17 protein-coding genes are annotated in these 18,476 nt (G+C 51.0%); 9 read left to right on the forward strand and 8 right to left on the reverse strand.

The genetic code is table 11. From position 1 onward, the window contains the following. Positions 1 to 41: 41 nt before the first annotated feature. The 3 genes from ACXAFR_RS14815 (at position 42) to ACXAFR_RS14825 (ending at position 4,281) form a co-directional block, all read left to right on the forward strand. The gene (locus ACXAFR_RS14815; protein WP_475178214.1) at positions 42 to 1,460 is read left to right on the forward strand and encodes an FAD-dependent oxidoreductase; all 1,419 of its coding nucleotides are present in this window, start codon (positions 42 to 44) and stop codon (positions 1,458 to 1,460) included. Positions 1,461 to 1,675: 215 nt separating this feature from the next. After that, entirely contained in the window at positions 1,676 to 2,743 is a 1,068-nt protein-coding gene (gene hemE / locus ACXAFR_RS14820; RefSeq protein ID WP_475178216.1) for a uroporphyrinogen decarboxylase, read from the forward strand. 185 nt (positions 2,744 to 2,928) lie between these two features. Beyond that, entirely contained in the window at positions 2,929 to 4,281 is a 1,353-nt protein-coding gene (locus ACXAFR_RS14825; protein ID WP_475178217.1) for an HD-GYP domain-containing protein, read from the forward strand. Positions 4,282 to 4,349: 68 nt separating this feature from the next. Here ACXAFR_RS14825 and asd read toward each other — a convergent pair whose 3' ends face one another. The 4 genes from asd to ACXAFR_RS14845 all read right to left on the reverse strand — a co-directional run bounded on the left by asd (position 4,350) and on the right by ACXAFR_RS14845 (position 7,456). Beyond that, entirely contained in the window at positions 4,350 to 5,210 is an 861-nt protein-coding gene (asd, locus tag ACXAFR_RS14830; RefSeq protein WP_475178219.1) for an archaetidylserine decarboxylase, read from the reverse strand. Between the two features lie 29 nt (positions 5,211 to 5,239). Continuing rightward, positions 5,240 to 6,049, reverse strand: coding sequence for a rhodanese-like domain-containing protein (locus ACXAFR_RS14835; RefSeq protein ID WP_475178221.1), 810 nt, complete (start codon positions 6,047 to 6,049; stop codon positions 5,240 to 5,242). A 97-nt stretch (positions 6,050 to 6,146) separates the two neighbouring features. Continuing rightward, positions 6,147 to 6,878 (reverse strand): SIMPL domain-containing protein, encoded by a 732-nt coding sequence (locus ACXAFR_RS14840; RefSeq protein WP_475178222.1) that lies wholly within the window; start codon positions 6,876 to 6,878, stop codon positions 6,147 to 6,149. Beyond that, positions 6,875 to 7,456, reverse strand: a complete 582-nt coding sequence (locus ACXAFR_RS14845) for an LOG family protein (protein ID WP_475178224.1) — start codon at positions 7,454 to 7,456, stop codon at positions 6,875 to 6,877. Before ACXAFR_RS14845 ends, ACXAFR_RS14840 begins: the two co-directional genes overlap by 4 nt. A 338-nt stretch (positions 7,457 to 7,794) precedes the next feature. Here ACXAFR_RS14845 and ACXAFR_RS14850 point away from each other — a divergent pair, with 338 nt between their 5' ends. Beyond that, positions 7,795 to 9,243, forward strand: a complete 1,449-nt coding sequence (locus tag ACXAFR_RS14850; protein WP_475178227.1) for a TrkH family potassium uptake protein — start codon at positions 7,795 to 7,797, stop codon at positions 9,241 to 9,243. On the opposite strand, the gene ACXAFR_RS14855 is transcribed toward ACXAFR_RS14850, so the two are convergent. Further along, positions 9,238 to 10,245: an LLM class flavin-dependent oxidoreductase gene (locus tag ACXAFR_RS14855; protein WP_475178230.1), complete on the reverse strand. Its 1,008-nt coding sequence runs from the start codon at positions 10,243 to 10,245 to the stop codon at positions 9,238 to 9,240. The two genes, ACXAFR_RS14850 and ACXAFR_RS14855, sit on opposite strands and share 6 nt — an antisense overlap. A gap of 417 nt (positions 10,246 to 10,662) precedes the next feature. On the opposite strand from ACXAFR_RS14855, the gene ACXAFR_RS14860 reads away from it, so the two are divergent. Beyond that, positions 10,663 to 11,241 carry an outer membrane beta-barrel protein gene (locus tag ACXAFR_RS14860; RefSeq protein ID WP_475178232.1) on the forward strand — a complete coding sequence of 193 codons (579 nt, stop codon included), beginning with the start codon at positions 10,663 to 10,665 and terminating at the stop codon, positions 11,239 to 11,241. 70 nt (positions 11,242 to 11,311) lie between these two features. On the opposite strand, the gene rsgA is transcribed toward ACXAFR_RS14860, so the two are convergent. Then, positions 11,312 to 12,352, reverse strand: coding sequence for a small ribosomal subunit biogenesis GTPase RsgA (gene rsgA, locus ACXAFR_RS14865; RefSeq protein ID WP_475178233.1), 1,041 nt, complete (start codon positions 12,350 to 12,352; stop codon positions 11,312 to 11,314). A gap of 83 nt (positions 12,353 to 12,435) precedes the next feature. Here rsgA and orn point away from each other — a divergent pair, with 83 nt between their 5' ends. Beyond that, complete coding sequence (gene orn, locus ACXAFR_RS14870; protein ID WP_475178234.1) at positions 12,436 to 12,990, forward strand: oligoribonuclease; 555 nt, start codon at positions 12,436 to 12,438, stop codon at positions 12,988 to 12,990. Here the strand turns inward: orn and ACXAFR_RS14875 are convergent. Continuing rightward, a complete protein-coding gene (locus ACXAFR_RS14875) occupies positions 12,977 to 13,627 on the reverse strand; it encodes a class I SAM-dependent methyltransferase (protein ID WP_475178237.1) in 651 nt (216 codons plus the stop codon). The two genes, orn and ACXAFR_RS14875, sit on opposite strands and share 14 nt — an antisense overlap. Continuing rightward, positions 13,617 to 14,783 (reverse strand): tRNA epoxyqueuosine(34) reductase QueG, encoded by a 1,167-nt coding sequence (gene queG / locus ACXAFR_RS14880; protein WP_475178238.1) that lies wholly within the window; start codon positions 14,781 to 14,783, stop codon positions 13,617 to 13,619. The genes ACXAFR_RS14875 and queG overlap by 11 nt, the downstream gene beginning before the upstream one ends. Before the next feature lie 135 nt (positions 14,784 to 14,918). Here queG and ACXAFR_RS14885 point away from each other — a divergent pair, with 135 nt between their 5' ends. From ACXAFR_RS14885 to ACXAFR_RS14895, 3 genes are all read left to right on the forward strand, one after another. Beyond that, positions 14,919 to 16,442, forward strand: coding sequence for an NAD(P)H-hydrate dehydratase (locus ACXAFR_RS14885; RefSeq protein WP_475178242.1), 1,524 nt, complete (start codon positions 14,919 to 14,921; stop codon positions 16,440 to 16,442). Between the two features lie 4 nt (positions 16,443 to 16,446). After that, complete coding sequence (gene tsaE / locus ACXAFR_RS14890) at positions 16,447 to 16,944, forward strand: tRNA (adenosine(37)-N6)-threonylcarbamoyltransferase complex ATPase subunit type 1 TsaE (protein WP_475178244.1); 498 nt, start codon at positions 16,447 to 16,449, stop codon at positions 16,942 to 16,944. 110 nt (positions 16,945 to 17,054) lie between these two features. Beyond that, a complete protein-coding gene (locus ACXAFR_RS14895) occupies positions 17,055 to 18,467 on the forward strand; it encodes an N-acetylmuramoyl-L-alanine amidase (RefSeq protein WP_475178246.1) in 1,413 nt (470 codons plus the stop codon). Positions 18,468 to 18,476: the final 9 nt, after the last annotated feature.

The following is an 18,476-nucleotide window of genomic DNA, read 5'->3' on the forward strand; positions in this document are numbered from 1 at the left end:
GCCCCTCCTAGCGACATTGAATGAATCGAGAGAACGTATTTATGGCCGACAGACTCGACAATAATTTTCAGTTTTTAGATGTATCCCGTGAGGATCCGACTAAAAAACCCATCGACATGCGTAAGACGCAATTTGTCGAAATTTACGAAACCTTTTCTCAGGATCAGGTCCGCAATCAGTCACATCGTTGCCTGGCGTGTGGTAACCCCTACTGTGAATGGAAGTGTCCAGTACATAACTTTATACCCGATTGGTTGAAGCTGATTTCCGAGGGGAATATTTTTGAGGCTGCGTCGCTCAGCCATCAAACCAACTCCTTGCCGGAAGTGTGTGGTCGAGTGTGCCCTCAAGATCGCTTGTGTGAAGGTGCTTGCACGCTAAACGATGGGTTTGGCGCAGTGACCATTGGTAACGCCGAGAAATACATTACGGATACCGCATTCGCTCTGGGTTGGCGCCCAGATATGTCAGAGGTCGTCTGGACGGATAAAAAAGTAGCGGTTATCGGCGCTGGTCCGGCTGGGCTGGGGTGTGCTGATGTGTTAGTTCGCAATGGGGTCAAACCGGTGGTGTTTGATCGTTATCCTGAGATTGGCGGCTTGCTGACGTTTGGAATTCCCGAGTTCAAGCTGGAAAAGACGGTGATGTCACGCCGCCGTGAGATTTTCTCTGAGATGGGTGTCGAGTTTCGCCTAAACGTAGAAGTCGGTAAAGATATCTCTATGCAAGAGATTCTGGCGGACTACGATGCGGTCTTCATGGGTATGGGAACCTATAATTACATGAAGGGTGGATTTCCAGGCGAGGATTTATCGGGTGTTTACGACGCGTTGCCGTTCCTGATTTCCAATGTTAATCGCAATCTGGGGTTTGAAAAGAGCCCGGAAGAATTTATCAGTGTTGCTGGTAAGCGAGTGGTTGTACTCGGTGGTGGCGATACAGCCATGGACTGTAACCGGACGTCGATTCGCCAGCAGGCAGCCACTGTGACCTGCGCCTATCGCCGTGATGAGGAAAACATGCCTGGCTCTCGCCGCGAAGTGGCAAACGCCAAAGAGGAAGGTGTGCAATTCCTTTTCAATCGTCAACCTATCGAAATTGTCGGCGATGGCAAGGTTGAAGGTGTAAAAGTTATTACTACCCGTCTCGGTGATCCCGATGAAAATGGCCGCCGCCGTCCCGAGCCTGTGCCGGGCAGTGAAGAAATTTTGCCAGCAGATGTTGTATTGATCGCGTTTGGTTTCCGTCCGAGCCCTGCGGAGTGGTTTGAGGATCACAACATCGAGATCAATGATTGGGGTGGCGTTGAGGCCCCGGCTGAACAGGAGTTTCAGTACCAAACCTCCAACCCAAAAGTGTTTGCTGGAGGCGACATGGTAAGGGGCTCTGATTTGGTTGTAACCGCCATTTGGGAAGGCCGAAAAGCGGCAGAAGGTATCATGGACTACCTGGATATCTGATGCATCGCAGTAACGTCCCATGCGTCGAAAAGGCTCCTTCGTGGAGCCTTTTTCACGTCAGTGGAAACGACTTTCCAGAGAGTTAATTGCTCTGGATCAGGTTTGGGTTTTGGCTTCCGATCTAATTCGTACTAAACTCCTCGCCCCATTAGCCGGGATCCTAAAATGGTAAATTGGTCCCTCGGTTTCTCGTTCTATTGATAAAAAGGCCGTGCATGAGCTCATTAAAAAACGATCGATTTCTGCGGGCGCTGTTAAAACAACCTGTTGATGTCACCCCTGTCTGGATGATGCGCCAAGCCGGGCGTTATCTGCCTGAATACCGGGCGACGCGAGAGCGTGCCGGAGATTTTATGAGTCTCTGTCAGAATCCGGAAATGGCGTGTGAAGTTACGCTGCAACCTCTGGATCGCTATGACATCGATGCGGCCATTTTATTTTCGGATATATTGACTATCCCTGATGCGCTTGGGCTCGGACTGTATTTCGAAACTGGCGAGGGCCCAAAGTTTCGCAAACCGTTACGCAGCCTTGCTGACATTGAAGCATTGCCTTCGTTTGATGCTCAGAAAGATCTCGGTTATGTCATGGATGCCGTGCGCTTGATTCGGCGTGAGCTCAATGGACGTGTACCTCTGATTGGCTTTAGTGGCAGTCCATGGACCCTGGCCACATATATGATCGAAGGCGGCGCCTCCAAAGATTATCGCCGTACGAAAACCATGCTCTATAACGAGCCGGAAGCTTTGCACCTCCTGCTGTCAAAGCTAGCCACTGCGGTAACCGATTATCTCAACCATCAGATTCTCGCTGGCGCGCAAGCGGTTCAGATATTTGATAGCTGGGGTGGTGTGCTCAGTCATCGCGCCTTTCGTGAGTTTTCATTGCTGCCGATGGCGCAAATTGTTGAAGGCCTGATTCGAGAGCACGAAGGTCGACGTATACCCGTTATTGTGTTCACCAAAGGTGGTGGTCAATGGCTGGAAGTATTGGCAGATACCGGCGCCACCGCCCTGGGCTTGGATTGGACCACAGATTTGGCCCAAGCGCGGCGAAGAGTCGGTGCGAGAGTGGCCCTGCAAGGAAACATGGATCCTGCCGTACTCAGCGCCCGTCCCGACGTGATTCAGGCGGAGGTTGGCCGAATTCTCGAAGACTATGGATATGGCAGTGGCCATGTCTTCAATTTGGGGCACGGGATCACTCCTGATATCAAGCCTGACAATGTGAAAGCGTTTTTTGATGCCGTTCACGAGCTGTCTCCCTCATATCACAGCGCTTGATGATTAAACCCCGTTCGCGGGGTCTCTCGAAGTTTGTTTTCACGACTATACTCATCCTTTAGGAGGCGTATCCGTGTATAGGCTCTTGAATGTCTATATGGGACAGTCTTCGACACGGAATGGAGCCAGACCCATGACGGCGTCGACGTTCCCGACAACTGGATTGAGATCGCGAGACAAGCGTTTTGACTGCAAAACAATTCAAGCTGAGTGTAAATGAGCTGACCACTGGAATGTTTGTGTCTGGGCTGGATCGCCCCTGGACTCAGACGCCTTTTCCGGTACAGGGATTTTATATTCGAAATCTCGAAGAGATTCGCCAGCTGCGTATGCATTGCGAATTCGTATATATAGACGTTAACAAAGGCTCCAGGCCGCTGGTAGTGAATCCTCTTCAAGGCGCCAGTCTAAAAGTTCCTCGGGCTGGAGAAACTGTTTCCAATGCGGCGCCATTAGTTGCCCCTCTCGTTATCAAGCGTGACCAATACCCACCTAAGACGCCAGTTAAAGAGGAAATGACCTCTGCCAAACAGTTGCAAACGGACTGTCTACAACGACTAGAGTCGCTGATCAGCACGATGCAAAAAACGGGTGCGCTGGCGATGGAAGATGTCAAACCGGTGAGTGCCGGTATCGTTGACAGTGTCCTGCGTAACCCTGACGCATTCTCTTGGCTGGCGCGAGTCAAGGACAAGGACGATCATGTTTATGGCCATGATCTGCGTTGCGCTGTATGGGCAAACCTTTTAGGTCGACATATTGGACTGAATGTAAAAGATCTTCAGATTCTGACGATGGGCGTGCTATTGAAGGACATTGGTCGTCTACGATTATCTGAAGATCTTCGCTACGACATCGGTTTATCTCGCGAGCAGCAGTTGGAGTATTTTCGGTTTGTCGAATATGGCGCTGAAATGCTTCGCGGAATACCTGGAACAGATCCGCGAGTGGTTTCTATCGTCAAAAATCATCGGGAACGTGTGGATGGCAGCGGTTATTTACAGCAGTTGAAGGGCGATAAAATTCCTCTGTTGGCGAAAATTGCAGGTATCGTCACCTACTATGATGAAATTACCTATCCGCGTGGCAGCTCCCATCCTTTGCCATCTTCCAAAGCCGTTGCCAAGCTGTATGAAATCCGTGATACCGAATTTCAAGAAGAGTTGGTCGTCGAGTTTATTCGAGCGATTGGGCTTTATCCAACGGGCACCTGCGTTGCTCTGAGTACCGGCCAGGTCGCGGTGGTGGTCGAGCAGAACTTTGAGCGGCGGCTTAAGCCCAAAGTCATCATCCTGTTGGACGGAAATAAACAGCCGTTGCCCAAACCCGTGCTATTGGATTTAGCCGCCGATGATCGTGAGAAACAGGCGTTGATCGATTCCGGTAAGAAGACCATAAAGGAAGTTGCGAAAATTGAGATTACTCAGGATCTCGAAGCGGGCCATTACAATTTAGACATCGCCAAAGTCCGGGATGCCTTCTTTGCAGAAACCAAACCCAAGAAAAAGGGGTTCTTCTCATTCCTGCGACGGGATTAGCCGTGCTATCAGAGCCGTGGCTGACGATCCAGTTTCCACGGCACTGTCATCGCTATCCGCTGCGTAATTCAGTGGGTGCTGTTGCCGATGGTTTCTCCCATTTTAAGCGCACAGCCTGAATAAACAGAGTTCAGCCATTGCATTTGATCCTTACCAAACAGAACAACGACAGTTGAGCCGAGTTTGAAGCGTCCCATCTCATCGCCTTTGAGTAGCTTCGGCTTTTCTTCTCCCGTTTGCCCGTAAACGGTTTTTCGGATTTGTCCCGATGCGGGAGCTACCTGACCTGCCCATACTGTTTCGATGCCTGCGACGATCATCGCGCCGACTAAAATAACTGCCATCGGACCATGGGCGGTATCAAAGATACATACCAGGCGCTCATTGCGGGCAAATAATGAGGGTACATGGCGGGTGGTCGCTTCGTTCACAGAAAACAGCTTGCCCGGCACGTAAGTCATAGACCTAAGAGTCCCCGTGGCAGGCATATGAACTCGGTGATAATCTTTGGGTGAGAGGTAAATGACCGCGAATTTTCCTTCATCGAAATCTTCAGCGGTATTTGCCGATCCGCCCAGTAAGTCCGACAAGCTATAGTCGTGTCCTTTAGCCTGAAAAATCCGCCCTTTGGAAATGTTCCCGGCTTGGCTCACAACGCCATCCGCGGGCGAACAAATGACGCTTTCTCCGGGCGTAACAGGACGCAGTTGCGGCTTTATTGCACGAGTAAAAAAATCATTAAAGGTTGGGTAGGCGTCCAGATTTTCTTCCACCGCTTCGCTCATATCTACGCGATATCGTTTGGCGAACCAGTGAATAAACGTTTTTTTAACCCAGCTTTGTCGAGAGTTGGCGAGATATCCCGTTACGCGGGACAGCAGGTGTTGTGGCAGCACATATTGCAGCCAGATAAAGAGTTGGGTTTTCATGGTGTTTCCGACAATAGGTCTCTGATGTATTAGCGCTCAACAGGCGTGTCAGGCCGGTTGCCCCATTCGCTCCAGGAGCCGTGGTATCCGCGAATATTAAACCCGAGGATTTTTCCTAAAAGGTAGGTAAAACCAGAGCGATGATGGCTTTGGCAGTGGGTAACAATCAATTGATTGCGATCAAATCCTAGTTCCCGCAGTTTAATTTGAGCGTCTTCACGAATGCGCAAGGCGCGGTTTGGATCCATCATCGATGTCCATTCGCAGTTAATCGCCCCCGGGATATGGCCGCCTCTCTCCGCCAGTACTTTGTCACCCCGATATTCCTCCGGTGTGCGTGCGTCCCAGACGACAAAGTTCTCTTTTTCCAGCCAGCCAATGATATCCTCTGCTTCGACAACAACATCTCGATTAAGCGTTAATGCTCTGACGACAGGCTCGCGTCGTGTTGTTGTTTGGCTAAGCGGTAGGCCCGCGTCATGCCAAGCACGTATTCCGCCGTTTAAATACGAGTAGTGGGAATGGCCGATGGCATCCAAGGTCCAGATAAAGCGACCCGCCCAACCACCGCCTTCGTCGTCGTAAACGACAACATGGGTATCTTCTTTCAGGCCGAGGTAGTTAAACAAAACCTCCAAGCTGTCGAGAGGTGCGATTTTTCCGGGAGCTGGCGGTGCGCCACCGACCAACTGCTGTGGAGATACATGTACCGCGTCGGGTAAATGACCTTTCTGAAAGATCTGTGGATTGCAGAGATCGACAATGAGCAGGTCGCCTTTGATGCCTGATTCAAGTGCGTTAAAAAGTTCTTCTGATTCCAGTAAAAGCGGCAAAGTCATGGACAACTCCAATAATCCGATGGCGGCTGTAATCGGCCACGTTACCGATTGCCAGTCTTGCGGGCAAGTTATGTTCGAACGTCAGAGTTAATCTCGTTCAATCAGACAAGTAGTATTCGATGGTTGAGACGACGCGAACCTGTTTGATTTGAGGGTTGCTGGAATCTCGGTTAGTAATACTGAACTGTCCTTGAGAGGCTCGGCGAATTTTCCCCAATTTGCTGTCCGAATCAGCCGCAAATTTTTGTGCTACTTCCCGCGCATTGCGTGTAGCTTCTTCAACCATCTGAGGTTTGATGGTGTTGAGTTCGGTAAATAGATATTGAGTTTGGGCGGAATAATCGTTGCCGCTGAACACAATTCCCTGTTTACCTAAATCCGGCAGCTTGCCCATGACAGCTCTGGTTTTGGCCACCTCCCGAGAGTAAACCGTAACGATTTGCGAGCCGGTATACCGAAATTCTGCCCGCGAGCCTCCGCCGTATTGCTGAGCAGATTTGTCGGTAATCGATGGCGAGGCGGAAGATATTTCCTCGGCGGTTATCCCTTCTGATCTTAGGAAAGCCTCAATTTCCGTCCGCTGGTCATCCAGCACTTTGTAGAGCTCTGTCAGATTATTGCTGGCGGCATTAAATTGGATTGGCCAAATTACGATGTTGGCATTGACTTCGCGCTCTGCCAGTCCTTTCACGGTGACACTGCGCTCGAGGGATTTCACTGATAATGCGGCGTTTCCTAGCAGCCAGCCTAAGATGCCCAATCCAATGATTAACCCGAGCCCTAAGACGGTAGCGCCTGATAGGCGACCAGAGCGGTGACCTTCTCTCATATTTCTTTTCGTCCAATCCATTTGGTGACATTTGGGGGTGAGAACGACTGCATGCGCTCGAGCAGCCTCTCTGGCTGGCTCTCGACCAGCAAATACTCTTTATGCTCAGCCCGAACAAACCCCTCTTCTACGCTGTGATCGAGAAAATTGATCAGGCCATCGAAATAGTGATTGATATTGAGCAATCCACAAGGCTTTTGATGGAGCCCAAGTTGCGCCCAGGTCAGAATTTCGAACATTTCATCAAGGGTGCCCATGCCGCCAGGGAGCGCGATGAATCCATCTGCCAGCTCTTCCATTCGAGCTTTGCGCTCGTGCATAGAATCGACAATTTCCAGGCGAGTGAGTTCGGTGTGTGCTATTTCCTTTTCCTGCAGCGACTTGGGAATGATCCCGATGATCTGGCCCCCGCCTGCCAGCAAAGTGTCGGCCAGAGTACCCATCAGACCCACACGAGCACCGCCGTAGATCAGGCCCAAGTCCTGCTGCAGACAGGCCTTAGCCAGCGATTTAGCCGCCTCTTGGTAGAGAGGATTGCGGCCGCTGCTCGAGCCGCAATACACACATAGTCTTTTCACAGTTGACCTCAGTGAGTTCTTGAGAGTATTTGAAACATGATAGTCGCCTTCATTGAGGCTACCTAAAGCACGTTTTTCGACCGATGCTTATGGCGGAGGCTTTGCATTGAACCATCGGCGCAATGCAATGGCCTTACGTCAGAAATCCTGAACGTTCGCGCTATCGTTTCGGGCGCTATCCTAACGGTTGAAGAGAGGGAATGCACGGTGAGAAGGGGCGGCAGACGGCTGAATAGGTTACTATCGCGCTGCTGGTATTTGCTTACTCTTGGCGTGAGAGCCTTCAGTAGGCGTTCGTAAGTGGGGGACTGGGTTTCCCGGTGTCGGATTTTTATGACATGTTAAGGATCTACAATCCGGTTTTTTATATTTGTGGTCTGTTGTGCCTGATGATGGCCGTGTTGATGTTGATCCCCACAGTATACGCGGGATTACATCACGACCCAGAATTTCGACCGTTTCTTCTCTCGACGGAAATCACCGTTTCCTTGGGCTTGCTATTGGTCGTTTTTCTGCGACCGATTGATTTTTCTCTCAGTTCGCGACAGCTCTATCTGTTAACCACCAGTGGGTGGGTATTACTGTCAGTGATTGGTGCGGTTCCTCTTTTTCTCTGTAATTTGGATCTTGGCATCACCGACGCGGTGTTTGAATCAGTTTCGGGGATCACGACGACAGGGTCTACAGTCATCTCAGGTCTCCAAGATAAGCCTCGTAGCGTGTTGCTTTGGCGCTCATTGTTGCAGTGGATTGGCGGACTTGGCGTTATTGGTATGGCGGTTGCGATTCTACCGTTTTTGCGCGTTGGTGGCATGCGGCTCTTTAAAACGGAATCGTCGGATTGGTCCGACAAATCTATGCCGAGAATTCAATCGCTTGCTCGCTCTCTACTGGCTATCTATTTTTCCATGACGGTGTTGTGCGCTACCTGTTATTGGGTCGCCGGTATGACGATCTTCGATGCAATTAACCACGCGATGACAACGGTGTCGACCGGAGGATACGCGACCGACGATAGTTCCATGGGACGCTTTAACAGTGCAATTCTTTGGATCGCGACGATATTTATGTTGATTGGCGGTATGCCATTTACCTATTTTCTACGAATTCTTGTCTACAGAAATCGCAATAGTTTTAATGATGAACAGGTCAAAGGATTTTTGTTAATCGTCATTGGCATTGTGTTGCTGCTGACGATCGACTTGGTGATGTCTGGAGAAATGCCAGTATTTACGGCATTAACCCAAGCTGCGTTTAACATTGCATCGGTGATTACAACGACAGGCTACGCTTCTGCAGATTACACATTGTGGGGGCAGTTCAGTATCGCGCTCTTTTTTATGGTGACGTTTATTGGGGGGTGTTCTGGCTCCACCAGCGGAGGCATGAAAATATTTCGTTTTCAATTGTCGTTTTATTTTTTAACCGAACAGTTCCGCAAGTTAATGCACCCCCGTGGGATTTACGCGATTCAGTTTAATGGTAAGACGGTGCAATCGGACATTATTGCGTCGGCAATTGCTTTTTCATTTTTGTTTTTCCTTACACTGGCCGCAACAACATTAATATTGGCGGCAATTGGTGTGGATTTTCTAACTGCATTTACAGGCGCTGCAACCGCATTGACAAATGTTGGTCCGGGTTTGGGTGAGATCATTGGTCCAGCGGGAAATTTTGCGCCATTGCCGGATAGCGCAAAATGGATTCTGGCCGTAGCCATGTTATTAGGACGGCTCGAACTGTTGACAATTTTTGTATTGTTTACAGCAGTTTACTGGCGTTCATAGTTCCTGCCTATCAACAAGGCTATTACATATGTCTGCTGCCATCTGAAAAGAATTCAATCTTCTTTTGTGTTCAAAGACGCTGCCGGTAATCATGAGTTCGTCAGCTTGAGTGGTGTCTAAAAATTGTTGTACGCCATGTTTGACACTGTCTATTCCGCCAATTGCTGAACATTGAAAAACACTGCGCAACATATGTTGTTCCGAAGGGCTCAGGGTGTCCTGAAAATTTTCTATAGGAGCTTGTAGCTTGCCGGGTTTGCCGCGTCGTAATTGTACAAAAGACTGCATCATCGAGCTGGCCAAATAGTTTGCCTCGGCATCAGAATCTGCTGCGATAATGGTAAAGCCGAGCATCACATATGGTTTCTGCAGGTAAGGTGATGGCTTGAAATATTCTCTGTAAATTCTGAGGGCTGCGGTCAGATCTGCAGGCGCGAAATGCGAGGCGAACGCATAGGGTAAGCCGTATTCTGCCGCCAAGCGCGCACCGAATGTGCTTGAACCTAATATCCAGACGGGTACGAGAGAGCCGACGCCAGGAACCGCAGTGATTTGTTGTCCGGGCTTGGCATCGCCCAAGAGCGCTAAGAGTTCTCTAACATCGTCAGGAAAATTTTCTGCTGCCAACATTGCGTCTCTACGCAATGCCCGTGACGTTGCGCCATCGGTGCCGGGCGCGCGCCCAAGTCCGAGATCAATTCGGTTTGGGTACAATGCCGCTAAGGTGCCGAACTGCTCGGCAATGGCCAGTGGCGAGTGGTTCGGTAGCATGACGCCGCCGGAACCGACTCGAATAGAATGTGTTGCTTCTGCGATATTACCAATTACCACGGATGTTGCCGCACTGGCGATACCGGGCATATTGTGGTGTTCCGCAAGCCAGTAGCGATGATAGCCCCAGGCTTCCGCGTGTTGAGCCAGTTCTCGTGATTTTGCAAAGGTGTCGCTAAAAGAGCTGCCTTCTGCCACCGGGCAGAGGTCGAGTAATGAAAACTTTACCATAAATATCTATAACCTCTATTGCAGCATTAAACGCCAGCTTCCCTCTGTGATGTTTTGTCCGTCCTAACAAATTGGCCGCTGTGTGTCGCGAGTAAAAACAACATGGTCAATACGATGCCACTTCACTCATTTTATTCGTGCGTTACTTATTAATTTTTAAGGCTCCAATCTTTTTGACGGAATCAAATTGATCTAAATGGTGTCTTAATAGGTAATAGATTCAGCGTAATATGGGTACGCTCTCAGCGAATATCAACGTTTTTCCAAAGGTGGTTTCATTTTTGCTCCGTGATCAAAGAGCCTTTGGCGTTTTAACAATTTCAATGTCATAAAGCCTGCCAGTGCTGCTCTTTATCTCAGGGATATCGGTAGACCCGGCATAAAAAATTGCAAATTTTATCTAGGGAGATGTTAATTATGAAAAAATTACAAGGGTTGGTGTTGGCTTGTGCCTTGGCTGGAACTCCGTTTTATGCGATGGCGGGGAAAGATACTGGTTTGTATGTCGGGGGGTCATTTGGTAATGCTGACGTCGATTATAACGATAGCAACCCAGATATCGATAATTTTGACGATATAGATTTCAGTGATGACGATACGGCGTGGAAGGGGTTTGTCGGTTTTAATCTTGGTCTTTTGCCTATGATCGACCTGGCTGTTGAAGCTGGCTACGTTGATTTTGGATCACAAGAGCAGTCCTTCGGTGAGTTGGGAACCATATCACTAGATGCAGACGCATTGTCAGTCTTTGGTCTGGCTGGGTTTAATATCGGACCGGTAGGTCTTTTCGGTAAGGTCGGTGTTATCGATTGGGACAGTGACGTTTCAAGCTTTGAAGCGGATACATCCGATTCAGGAACAGATCCCGCGTATGGTGTAGGCGCAAAAGTTCAATTAGGATCCTTTGCGGTCAGAGCAGAGTATGAAATGTTTGATCTAGATGATATTGACGTCGACATCGATTACTACTCCATCGGTGTCGCTTATACCTTCTAACCTAAAAAAGCCGTTCATTTTTTTGAATGTAAGTAGGCTGTCGCTTTGGGCGGCGGCCTATTTTTTTGCACTATTTTTCAACAATGGAATCTAGAATCCGGCAATAGCTTTCGTATCTGTTCCTGGAAATTTTACCGTCAGTTAGTGCTTGTTGAATAGCGCAGCCAGGATCAGATTCATGGGCGCAATCTCTGAATTTACAGAGTCCCAGATGGTTCCTGAACTCACGAAAGCCTTCCAAAACCTGATCTTTGTTCATATGCCAGAGGCCGAACTCTCGAATTCCGGGTGAATCAATCAAGCTGCCTCCGCCCGCGAAATGATAAAGTCTTGCTGCCGTTGTTGTGTGGGTGCCTTTTTGTGTCGCTTCGGAGACTTCTCCAATTCGCAATTCTTCATCCGGCAACAGTTTCGCGATCAGCGACGATTTCCCTACGCCAGACTGTCCGACAAAAATATTGGTTGATCCCTCCAGCTGTTTTTCCAATTCGGCCATACCTGTACTGGTTTTGGCGGAAATGCTTAACCAGGGATAGCCCAGCGAACGATATTGTTCGCACATTGCAGAAAGAACCGGTCGATTGTCGACGGTGATTCGATCCGTTTTATTCAGCACTATGGTACAGGCAATTCCGAGAGTTTCAGCGGCGACCAGGTAGCGGTCCAGCCAATGTGAAACAGGTTCTGGGTAGGCGGCGATCACGATATAAATGTGATCGATGTTGGCGGCGATGGTTTTCATATCGCCATAGGGATCCGGTCGTGACAGTTGGGAGTCGCGAGGGAGAACGGCTTCGATGACGCCAATGGGTTGGCCGGCGCGCCAACTGACTCGGTCTCCGGTCACGACTCCGCCAAGGTTTGCTCGCAAATGACAGCGGTGGGCCTTGCCCTGACGCCCGACTATCCGATTATTTTCCAGCGTAACGGCTTCGACTTCTACTTGTGTGCCAAAATGAGAGATGACCACGCCGGTTTGTTCTTCACCTAAGGTCGCGTCTTCTGGCAAATCGACGTCGGTCGCTTGTTGCTTTTCAGCCCGGCGGCGGCGTTCATCCTGGATCTTTTGGATTCGCCAAGCCTGACGGCGAGTGAGTTTGCGTTTACTCATAGTGAGGTAAGCATGGGTTTATGGTCGGCATGGCGCTATGATAGAGAGTAGATGATGACGACATTTTAGTGGAAAGGGAGCCTATGAGCAGCAAAACAATAAAGGAAGACAATCTGATTTGGATTGATCTGGAAATGACAGGGCTCTCTCCCGAGCACGATGTCATTATTGAAATTGCCACAATTGTAACAGACGCACAGTTAAACACCTTGGCAGAAGGGCCGGTCTACGCAATTCGCCAAAGCGAAGCGCGGATGCAGGCTATGGACGAATGGAACACTAACCAACACGGCAATTCAGGGTTGACGTCTCGAGTACTCTCCAGTGATGTCGATACCGGTAAGGCGGAGCGAGATACTCTGGAGTTCTTACGCCATTGGGTGCCCAAAGGGAAATCGCCCATGTGCGGCAATTCCATCTGTCAGGATCGCCGCTTTCTGGCGAGATACATGCCCGACCTAGAAGCCTTTTTCCATTATCGTAATTTGGACGTGAGCACCTTGAAAGAGCTCGCTCGTCGCTGGAAGCCGACCGTGCTGGAAGGCTTTTCAAAAACCAGCAGTCACTTGGCGCTGGATGACATCCGCGATTCGATTGCTGAGCTCAAACACTATCGCGCGACGTTTATTCGGCCGTAGTTGCAAGTAACATTTCTTCTGCGCCTGCGCTGATATCCAGCACAAGTCCCCAGCAATTGTGAGGCGCAGGCACACTCCAGTCAGTGAAGCGACAGTTTAGGTGAGGGCTGATTCTTTCAACAAGGTTGCGAAAGTTCGGGCGTCCGGGATCCGTAAAGACCAACCTAGGAACCTTGGCCTGCAGAGCTTTGTCGATCAGATTTTCCAGCAGGGTTTCTTGTTCCGGCCAAAAACAGATGTCCGTGCCGATGATGAGGTCAAACATCTCCAGCTGTTCAACCGTTAAGTCGGCGATATCCATGGCGATGGAATCAATCTCCACGTCATTCATTGCCGCCTGCACATCCAGGTAAGGTAGCACAGCGGCATCTGCATCCAGCGCCACTATTCTTGCGGCGCCTTGTGTGGCGCAGTAAACCGAGGCCGTACCCCAGCCACAGCCGATTTCGAGAATGTGGGCATCTGCGGAAAAGGGAAATTCTTCCAGGTAATCCATGAGAACCAGGCTGGCGTTCCAGACTTTGCCGCCATGCAGTTGAGCTTTCGGGGTTTGTTGTTTCAATCGTCTGATGTCTGGATGGCGGCTTGTGGGTATTTTAATGTCAAAGGCTTCGCGCCAATGTGGACTAGGGGGCACGAGAATCTCCTGAGTTGGATACGGAATGCGTGCGGCGCAGTTTACGACGCCGTTTACGGTTTGGGGTGGACTGTTGGTTGAGCGCCCACTCGACATGTTCGCGCACAAGCTCTGACGGGTGCTCGCGACGTTGATTCAAGGCGTCTATGGCATCCTCACTGGTGGGAGCGTTGCCAAGCCCGATGGCGAGATTTCGCAGCCAGCGTTCGTGACCAACTCGGCGTATGGCTGAGCCTTCTGTGTAGCGGAGGAATTCGTCTTCGCTCCAGAGAAACAGTGATGACAGTTCGCTGGAGTCGAGTTGGTGGCGTGGCGAAAAATCTGACTCCTGGGTTGGGGAGGCGTAACGGTTCCACGGACAGATCGCCTGGCAGTCGTCGCAGCCGAATACACGATTGCCTATAGGCTCGCGAAATTCTTCAGGAATCGGGCCTTTGTTTTCGATGGTCAGATAGGAAATACAACGACGGGCATCCAATTCATAGGGGCGCGGAAAGGCGTCGGTTGGACAAATTTTCAAGCAAGCGACGCATTCACCGCATCGGTTGATCAGCGGTGTTTCCGTGAGCGGCAGAGGAAGGTTCGTCATTACTTCACCGAGGAAAAACCAGCTGCCAGCTTTAGGGTGCAGCAGGAGAGTGTGCTTGCCAATCCAGCCGAGGCCGGCTTTTTCCGCCAAGGGGCGCTCCAATACCGGTGCGCTGTCAACGAAAGGCCTCTGCTGAATGTCACAACCTGCAGCTTCTTTCAGTGCCGCCTGCTCAATCTGCTGAGCCAGCTTTGCCAGTCGCTTGCGTATCAGTCGGTGGTAGTCTCTTCCCAGAGCATAGCGCGAAATATACGCCTTGGAGGGCGATTTCAAAACTTCGATTTGGCGCGTGTCTTCTGGCAGATAATCCATGCGCAGTGAGATCACCCGTTTGCAATCGGGCACTAAAAGTGGCGGCTGCAGACGCTTTTCGATGTGCTCGCCGAGCCACAGCATGTCTCCCTGATAGCCCTGGTCCAGCCAGTATTCGAGCCGCTCCCGCTCGCTATCCAGATTGCCATCGCTTATACCAACTTGTTGAAAGCCGAGTTCACGGCTCCAGCGTTGAATGTCTTGCCAAAGAGCGTCCAGAAAGTTCGCTGACCAGGGAGAGGATTCGGGTAGCACGGGCGTGTCTTTTATGGTCGTGATGGATGAACCTTCGTCAGCAGAGAAACAATTACTTCAAGCGAAACAAAGGGGTATGACTCGCTGGAGACTTACGTATAATTCCGCTGCACAGATTTTGACCGAGCCTACCTGATGACTTCTCTGGAAACAACCTCTAGCGCCAGTGCGCTGCCCGATGCTCTGTTCACCGCTGAACAGGTGCGCGAAATGGATCGTTCCGCGATCGAGGAGGAGGGAATACCTGGCATTGTGCTGATGAAGCGTGCCGGTCGCGCCGCCTTGGAGGAACTGATTCAGCGCTGGGGTTCCGTGGAAGAAATCACAGTGTTGTGCGGCGCGGGTAATAATGCTGGTGATGGATACATCATCGCCGGACTGGCAGCGCAGCGGCGCTTGCCCGTCAATGTGGTTTTCTTGAGTGACCCAGAGTCTTTACGAGGTGATGCCGCGTTGGCTTATGGATTTGCCCGCCAGGAAGGGGTTGTTATGCAGCCTTATGCCGAAGGGGTACGCCTGCGTGGTATTGTTGTAGACGCCCTGTTAGGCACGGGATTACAAGGCGAGGTCAGGCCAGCGTATCGCACCGTCATCGAAGCGTTAAACCGCTCTGGCTTACCCGTGCTTGCGGTGGATATACCCTCTGGTCTGTGTGCCGATACGGGGATTGAGCTGGGGGTGGCCGTAACGGCGCAGGTTACCGTGAGCTTTATCGGGCTGAAGCGAGGGCTGTTTACGGGGCGAGGTCCCGCCTGCTGTGGCGATTTGGTTTATGCAGATCTTGGTGTGCCTGCTCATCTATTGCAGGCTGCAGCGCAGCACGGAGTCACTCGAAATGATCTCTTCGATTTATTAGAGGAATTTCCACAGCGACACGCCGACGCGCATAAAGGTGATTTTGGCCATGTCCTGGTGGTTGGCGGTGATCATGGCTTCGGCGGTGCGGCAATGATGGCGGCAGAGGCGGCAGCGAGAGCCGGCGCAGGCCTGGTGTCCGTGGCAACTCGGCAGGAGCACGTCACCGCTATGCTGGTGCGTCGCCCTGAAGTGATGTGTCTGGGTGTCTCTCGAAGCCAAGAGCTGCAGCCCTTGTTGGATAAAGCCTCTGTTGTCGTTATCGGACCAGGACTTGGTCGCAGCAGTTGGTCAGAGCAGTTGCTTATGGCGGTATTGCGTTCCAAAAAGCCAATGGTGGTCGATGCGGATGGCTTAAACCTATTTGCCGCGCTCACAGATAAAGACAGCCTGCTGCGAGATGATTGGGTATTGACTCCGCATCCGGGAGAGGCTGCTCGGCTGTTGAATCAATCAACTGAAGATATCTCGCGTGATCGGTTTTCTGCTGCGATTGAATTGCAGAAGAGATACCGGGGCAACGTGCTGCTCAAAGGTGCTGGAACCCTGATCGCCGGGGAGCAGGGAGTGAGTGTCAATGTGACCGGTAACCCTGGAATGGCCACAGGCGGCATGGGCGATGTGCTGAGTGGCATTATCGGCGGTTTAATGGCTCAAGGGTTGGAGCCAAACCTGGCGTCCCGCCTGGGAGCGGCGGTTCACGGCGCGGCCGCTGATCGAGTCGCTGCAGAGTCTGGGCAGAGGGGTATGCTAGCCACCGATCTATTTGGACCTTTGCAGCAGATACTGAACCACTGTGGGTGAAGAGATGTCCCTAGAACGTCGACTCAATGATGAACGCGCCACCATTACTGCCGGGTACTGTCTTGGCAACAGTTTGCCTGATGATTCTGGTGCCACTGTTTTTTTGCAGGGAAACCTCGGTGCGGGCAAGACGACCTTTTGTTGTGGACTGCTGCAAGCCTTCGGTCATTCAGGTCCCGTTAAATCTCCGACCTATACTCTCGTCGAACCTTATGATTTCGTCCGTCGAACGGTTTACCACTTCGACCTTTATCGATTGGGGGATCCCGAAGAGTTGGAGTATATCGGAATCCGTGACTATTTTGAGGGCAGTGCCATTTGTCTCGTGGAATGGCCAGATCGCGGCAGTGGTTTTCTTCCTGAGCCTGATTTGACCGTGCATTTGGCACCGCAAACCATAGGCGATGATGTATGCCGGATTCTGAGAGTTGAAAGTGGAACTCCTGTCGGTGACAGGGTGCTTCCGATTATGCAGCAGCATTTGTCGGAATCATTTGGCTAGCGTGACAAGGATTTGCGTGTTTGGTAAAAGTTGACGATGGTTAATATATAGACAGGTTTTTTCGGGAATTGAATCCGCTTACAAAAAGGCAGTAAGGCGTAATATCAGGCATGTCATCTACACAGACTATTCACAATCAGTTGACCTCTCAAAAATTTTGGTCGTTTTTGTCGCTGCTGTGCTTAATGCTCGTCGGCTCAGTGGCCCAGGCCGTCGATGTCGACAGTGTGCGTTTATGGCGTGCGCCAGATCACACGCGCCTGGTGTTCGATTTGGATGGCCCGATTCAGCATCACATGTTTTCTCTCGATAATCCCAGTCGTCTCGTTCTCGACCTTAAAAAGGCAAATTTGGTAACCAAACTGGCAGGCCTTCCGCTGGATAATACCCCGGTATCTGCCGTGCGCAGCGGTGTAAGGAACGGATCTGACTTGCGTGTTGTGCTCGATTTGCGCGCGGATGTCAGGCCCAAGAGCTTCTTCTTGGCAAAGCACGGGGAAATGAATGATCGCCTGGTTGTCGATTTGTACGATAAGGGGGCAGTGGCGAAAACCGCCCCCGCTCGGGAGGTTGTGACGCTAGACAGTGGTCAGCGAGATATTGTGATCGCCATTGATGCGGGTCATGGAGGTGAGGATCCTGGGGCCTTGGGTCCAAAGTTTGGATCGCGGCGTCTGCGCGAAAAAGACGTTGTCATGTCCATCGCCAAGGAGCTGGCGACGCTGGTCAATCGAGAAAAAGGCTATAAAGCCGAGCTGGTTCGAACCGGGGACTATTACATTCCTCTGCGTGAAAGACGTAATATCGCCCGACGTAAGCGGGCGGATTTGTTTGTCTCTATTCATGCAGATGCTTTTACCAGTCCGCAGGCGAAAGGTGCCTCGGTGTTTGCGTTGTCGCGTCATGGGGCAACCAGTGAAATGGCTCGCTTCTTGGCTGAGCAGGAAAATGAAGCCGATTTGATTGGTGGTGTTGGCGGGGTTTCCTTAGGCGATAAAGACGTCGTCTTGCAGGGGGTGCTGGTTGATTTGTCGATGACAGCAACGCTTGCGTCGAGCCTGCAGGTGGGAGAGGACGTTTTGAAATCCATGGGCGGGATTGCAAAATTGCATCGCAGTCGTGTGGAACAAGCTGGCTTCGCCGTTCTGAAATCGCCGGATGTGCCCAGCATTCTTGTGGAAACCGGCTTTATTTCCAACCCGGACGAAGCGGCAAGACTTAACAGCTCGGCCTACCGGCGCAAACTGGCAAAGTCACTGGTCGAGGGGATAAAAACGCATTTTGAGCGAGTTCCACCGGCAGGGACTTACGTCGCGTGGGTAAAAAATGGTGGCAGGACGCTGTCCCCGACCGCGCAGTTGCCGACCGCAGGAGGCAGTCGTACGCATATTACTGCCAGGGGTGATACACTCAGCGGCATCGCACAACAATACGATGTCAGCGTCAAACAGATCCAACAACTTAATCAATTAAGCAGCAGCACCATCCGCGTAGGTCAGAGGCTGCTTATTCCGGCGTCATAAAGGCTCCGC

It is taken from the genome of Pseudomaricurvus sp. ABR4_320, from assembly GCF_056159445.1.

Excerpts from the sequence above, each read along its gene's own strand:
- ACXAFR_RS14815 (WP_475178214.1), top strand. The coding sequence starts at position 42 with ATGGCCGACAGACTCGACAATAATTTTCAGTTTTTAGATGTATCCCGT.
- hemE (WP_475178216.1), top strand. The coding sequence starts at position 1,676 with ATGAGCTCATTAAAAAACGATCGATTTCTGCGGGCGCTGTTAAAACAA.
- asd (WP_475178219.1), bottom strand. The coding sequence starts at position 5,210 with ATGAAAACCCAACTCTTTATCTGGCTGCAATATGTGCTGCCACAACAC.
- ACXAFR_RS14835 (WP_475178221.1), bottom strand. The coding sequence starts at position 6,049 with ATGACTTTGCCGCTTTTACTGGAATCAGAAGAACTTTTTAACGCACTT.
- ACXAFR_RS14840 (WP_475178222.1), bottom strand. The coding sequence starts at position 6,878 with ATGAGAGAAGGTCACCGCTCTGGTCGCCTATCAGGCGCTACCGTCTTA.
- ACXAFR_RS14850 (WP_475178227.1), top strand. The coding sequence starts at position 7,795 with ATGTTAAGGATCTACAATCCGGTTTTTTATATTTGTGGTCTGTTGTGC.
- ACXAFR_RS14855 (WP_475178230.1), bottom strand. The coding sequence starts at position 10,245 with ATGGTAAAGTTTTCATTACTCGACCTCTGCCCGGTGGCAGAAGGCAGC.
- ACXAFR_RS14860 (WP_475178232.1), top strand. The coding sequence starts at position 10,663 with ATGAAAAAATTACAAGGGTTGGTGTTGGCTTGTGCCTTGGCTGGAACT.
- rsgA (WP_475178233.1), bottom strand. The coding sequence starts at position 12,352 with ATGAGTAAACGCAAACTCACTCGCCGTCAGGCTTGGCGAATCCAAAAG.
- orn (WP_475178234.1), top strand. The coding sequence starts at position 12,436 with ATGAGCAGCAAAACAATAAAGGAAGACAATCTGATTTGGATTGATCTG.
- ACXAFR_RS14885 (WP_475178242.1), top strand. The coding sequence starts at position 14,919 with ATGACTTCTCTGGAAACAACCTCTAGCGCCAGTGCGCTGCCCGATGCT.
- tsaE (WP_475178244.1), top strand. The coding sequence starts at position 16,447 with ATGTCCCTAGAACGTCGACTCAATGATGAACGCGCCACCATTACTGCC.
- ACXAFR_RS14895 (WP_475178246.1), top strand. The coding sequence starts at position 17,055 with ATGTCATCTACACAGACTATTCACAATCAGTTGACCTCTCAAAAATTT.